At 67.7% G+C, this 3,631-nt stretch carries 4 protein-coding genes; all 4 read right to left on the bottom strand.

Annotated features, from left to right (window positions below):
- Positions 1 to 617: phosphate regulon transcriptional regulator PhoB (gene phoB, locus V7Q31_RS18045; RefSeq protein ID WP_333835233.1), on the bottom strand; the 617-nt coding region annotated here is incomplete at its 3' end.
- A gap of 13 nt (positions 618 to 630) precedes the next feature.
- A complete protein-coding gene (phoU, locus tag V7Q31_RS18040; protein ID WP_333835232.1) occupies positions 631 to 1,335 on the bottom strand; it encodes a phosphate signaling complex protein PhoU in 705 nt (234 codons plus the stop codon).
- 73 nt (positions 1,336 to 1,408) lie between these two features.
- Positions 1,409 to 2,155, bottom strand: a complete 747-nt coding sequence (gene pstB, locus V7Q31_RS18035; RefSeq protein ID WP_442976743.1) for a phosphate ABC transporter ATP-binding protein PstB — start codon at positions 2,153 to 2,155, stop codon at positions 1,409 to 1,411.
- Between the two features lie 105 nt (positions 2,156 to 2,260).
- Positions 2,261 to 3,565, bottom strand: a complete 1,305-nt coding sequence (pstA, locus tag V7Q31_RS18030; protein ID WP_333835230.1) for a phosphate ABC transporter permease PstA — start codon at positions 3,563 to 3,565, stop codon at positions 2,261 to 2,263.
- Positions 3,566 to 3,631: the final 66 nt, after the last annotated feature.

The raw sequence follows: 3,631 nt of genomic DNA, 5'->3' as shown, positions 1-3,631 counted from the left end.
AGCGCCTTGCGCAGCCGCCCGACATGCACGTCGACGGTGCGCGCCTCGACATAGACGTCGCGGCCCCAGACCAGATCGAGCAGTTGCTCGCGGCTGAAAACCCGGCCCGGGCGCTGCAGCAGGCAGTCGAGCAGCCGGAACTCGGTCGGCCCCAGATGCACCTCGCGGTCGCTGCGGCGCACGCGCCGCGTCTCGCGGTCGAGGATGATGTCGCCGAAGGTGGCCACGTCGCCCGACAGGGTGGGGCGCGTGCGGCGCAGCACGGCGCGCACCCGGGCCAGCAGCTCGGTCATCGAGAAGGGCTTGGTGAGGTAGTCGTCGGCACCGGTGTCGAGCCCGCGGATGCGGTCGTCCTCCTCGCCGCGGGCGGTCAGCATGATGATGGGCAGGTCGCGCAGTTCGCTGCGCACCCGGACCTGGCGGCAGATCTCGATGCCGGAGACCTTGGGCAGCATCCAGTCGAGCAGCAGCAGGTCGGGCTTCTCGTCGGCGACGGTGGCGATGGCCTCCTCGCCGTCGCGGCACAGGCTGACGGCAAAGCCCTCCTTCTTGAGGTTGTAGTCGAGCAGGGCGCACAGCGCCTCCTCGTCCTCGACGACCAATATCCGCGCGCTCATCCGGGTTCTCCGTTCAGACGTCGAAGTCGAGCATCGTATCGACCGGGTCGCCCTTCGGTCGATCATCTCCAAGTCGTTCGCCTTCGACGACATAGTAGGCCATTTCCGCAATGAAGGTGGTGTGGTCGCCGATGCGTTCGAGGTTCTTTGCAACGAACATCAGCTGGCTGCACATGGTTATGGTCCGCGGATCCTCCATCATGTAGGTGATGAGTTCGCGGAACAGCGAATTGTAGATTTCGTCGATTTCGACGTCGCGGCGCCAGACCGAGACGGCAATCGCGGTGTCGCGCGCCGTGTAGGCGTCGAGCACCTCGGTCAGCTGCACCAGCGTCTGCCGGCCCATGCGCACCACCGGCGCCGCCAGCCGCACGGGCTGGTTGCGCGACAACAGCTGCGCCCGGCGAGAGATGTTCTTCGACAGGTCGCCGATGCGCTCGAGCGTCGAGGCGATCTTCAGCGCCGCGATGGTCTCGCGCAGGTCCTGCGCGACGGGCTGGCGAAGTAGTAGGGTGCGGATCGCAAGTTGCTCGAGCTCGGCCTCCATGCGGTCGAGCGCGCGGTCGCGCGCCACGACCTCGGCGGCGAGGTCGGCGTCGCGTCGCTGGACGGACTCGAGGGCGTGGCTGAGAAGCTCCTCGGCCAGCCCGCCCATCTCGGAGATCTTGGTCTGCAACCGCTGCAGGTCGGTGTCGAACGCGGCGACGATGTGCGGCACTGCTCTCTCTTGCCCCCGGGCAGACCGGGCGGCGCGCGTCTGGCGGCGCGCCTGCCCGGCGGTTCCTCCTGCGTCAGCCGAAGCGACCCGTGATATAATCCTGGGTGCGCTTGTCCGACGGGTTGCTGAAGATCTTTTCCGTGTCGTCGTATTCGGGCAGCACGCCGAGGTGGAAGAACGCGGTCTTCTGGCTGACGCGCGCCGCCTGCTGCATCGAATGGGTCACGATCACGACAGCGAAATTCTCGCGCAGTTCGTGGATCAGATCCTCGACCTGGGCGGTGGCGATGGGGTCGAGCGCCGAGCAGGGCTCGTCCATCAGCAGCACCTCGGGCGCGGTGGCGATGGCGCGCGCGATGCACAGGCGCTGCTGCTGCCCGCCCGACAGGCCGGTGCCGGGGCTGTCGAGCCGGTCCTTCACCTCGTTCCAGATCGCGGCCTTGCGCAGCGCCGTCTCGACGACGTGGTCGAGTTCCGCCTTGCTGCTGGTCAGGCCGTGGATCCGGGGTCCGTAGGCCACATTGTCGTAGATCGACTTGGGGAACGGGTTGGGCTTCTGGAACACCATGCCGACCCGGGCGCGCAGCTGCACCGGGTCGATGCTCGGCGCGTAGATGTTCTCGTTGTCGAGCAGCAGGTCGCCTGTCACCCGGCAGATGTCGATCGTGTCGTTCATGCGGTTGAGGCAGCGCAGGAAGGTCGACTTGCCGCACCCGGACGGGCCGATGAAGGCGGTCACGGTCTTGTCGAGGATGTCGATGCTGACATCTTTGATGGCGTGGGTGTCGCCGTAGAACACGTTGACGTCGCGGTTTGTCATCTTCACCGGGGCGGCGTTCGTGGCGGCGCCCGGCGACAGCGTGGTTTCGGCATGGGCCATGGGAGGCTCCTCAGGAACGGGCGGGGCAGGGGGCGTCGGGCGGCATCACCAGCGGCGTTCGAAGCGCCGGCGCAGGAACACGGCAAGGGCGTTCATCAGGATCAGGAAGCCCAGCAGCACCAGAATGGCCGCCGAGGTGCGCGAGACGAAGCCGCGCTCGGGGCTGTCGGCCCAGATGAAAATCTGGGTCGGCAGGGCGGTCGCCGTGTCGAAGGGACCGGCGGGGGCGGCGGTGATGAACGCGTTCATGCCGATCAGCAGCAGGGGCGCGGTCTCGCCGAGCGCCTGGGCCAGCCCGATGATGGTGCCGGTCAGGATGCCCGGCATCGCCAGCGGCAGCACATGGCCGAACACCACCTGCTGCTTCGAGGCCCCGACGCCGAGCGCGGCCTCGCGGATCGAGGGCGGCACCGCCTTCAGCGCCGCGCGGGTGGCGATGATGATGGTCGGAAGCGTCATCAGCGCGAGCGTCAGCCCGCCGACGAAGGGGGCCGAGCGCTGCATGCCGAACCAGCCGAGGAACACCGCCAGAGCCAGCAGGCCGAACACCACCGAGGGCACGGCCGCGAGGTTGTTGATGTTGATCTCGATGATGTCGTTCCAGCGGTCCTTCTTGGCGAACTCCTCGAGGTAGATCGCCGCGCCGATGCCGACGGGGAACGAGATCACGAAGCACACCAGCAGCGCCCAGAAGGTGCCCAGCAGCGCCCCGCGCAGGCCCGCGAGCTCGGGGAAACGGCTGTCGGCGCTGGTGAACAGGGTCCAGTTGAACGGCTTGCTGACGAGGCCGCGCGCCTGCAGGTCGTCGAACCAGGCGATCTCGTCCGCCTTCAGCCGGCGGAACTCCTCCGGCGTCTCGCGGTCGATCAGGCCCTTGGCGAGCTGGTCGTAGGGGTCCGAGAACGGCACCGTCACAATGATCTCGCGGCCGATCAGGGCCGGGTTGGCCACCACGCGGTCGCGTACGATGAAGGCGGCCCCGTTGCTGAGCATGCCGTTCAGCCTGCGCAGGTCGGCCGCGCCTTCGATCTCGGGGAAGGTCGCCTGCATGGCGTCCTGCATGACCCTCCGCCAGTTGGCGCGGAACGGGTCCTCGGCGCTGACCAGATCGGGGTTCACGTAGACCTCGATGGTCGCGTGGGTCTGGCGGAAGGCCTGCCAGCCGGTGCTGACGAGCGACGCGATCAGAAGGAACAGTGTCGCGAAGGCGAAACTGATGGCGAAGATGCCCCCCGCCTTCAGCCACAGCTGGCTGCGCTTGCGCTTGGCGAGATGGGCGCTGAACTTGGGGCCGGACCAGTCGAAGCTGGGGGCCTGGGCGGCGGGCGCGGGCGCTGTCGCGTCGGTCATCGGTCGGCCCTCAATCGTAGATTTCGCGATACTTGCGCACGATGCGCAAGGCGTAGACGTTGATGA

The organism is Rubrimonas sp., from assembly GCF_036788415.1.
Taxonomy (GTDB): Bacteria; Pseudomonadota; Alphaproteobacteria; order Rhodobacterales; family Rhodobacteraceae; genus Rubrimonas.
The sequence above is the reverse complement of the archived record's forward strand: the minus strand, read 5'-3'. Positions and strand labels throughout refer to the sequence as shown.

What these genes read in the sequence shown, in the direction of transcription:
- pstB (WP_442976743.1), bottom strand. Translation starts at nt 2,155, where the DNA reads ATGACAAACCGCGACGTCAACGTGTTCTACGGCGACACCCACGCCATC.
- pstA (WP_333835230.1), bottom strand. Translation starts at nt 3,565, where the DNA reads ATGACCGACGCGACAGCGCCCGCGCCCGCCGCCCAGGCCCCCAGCTTC.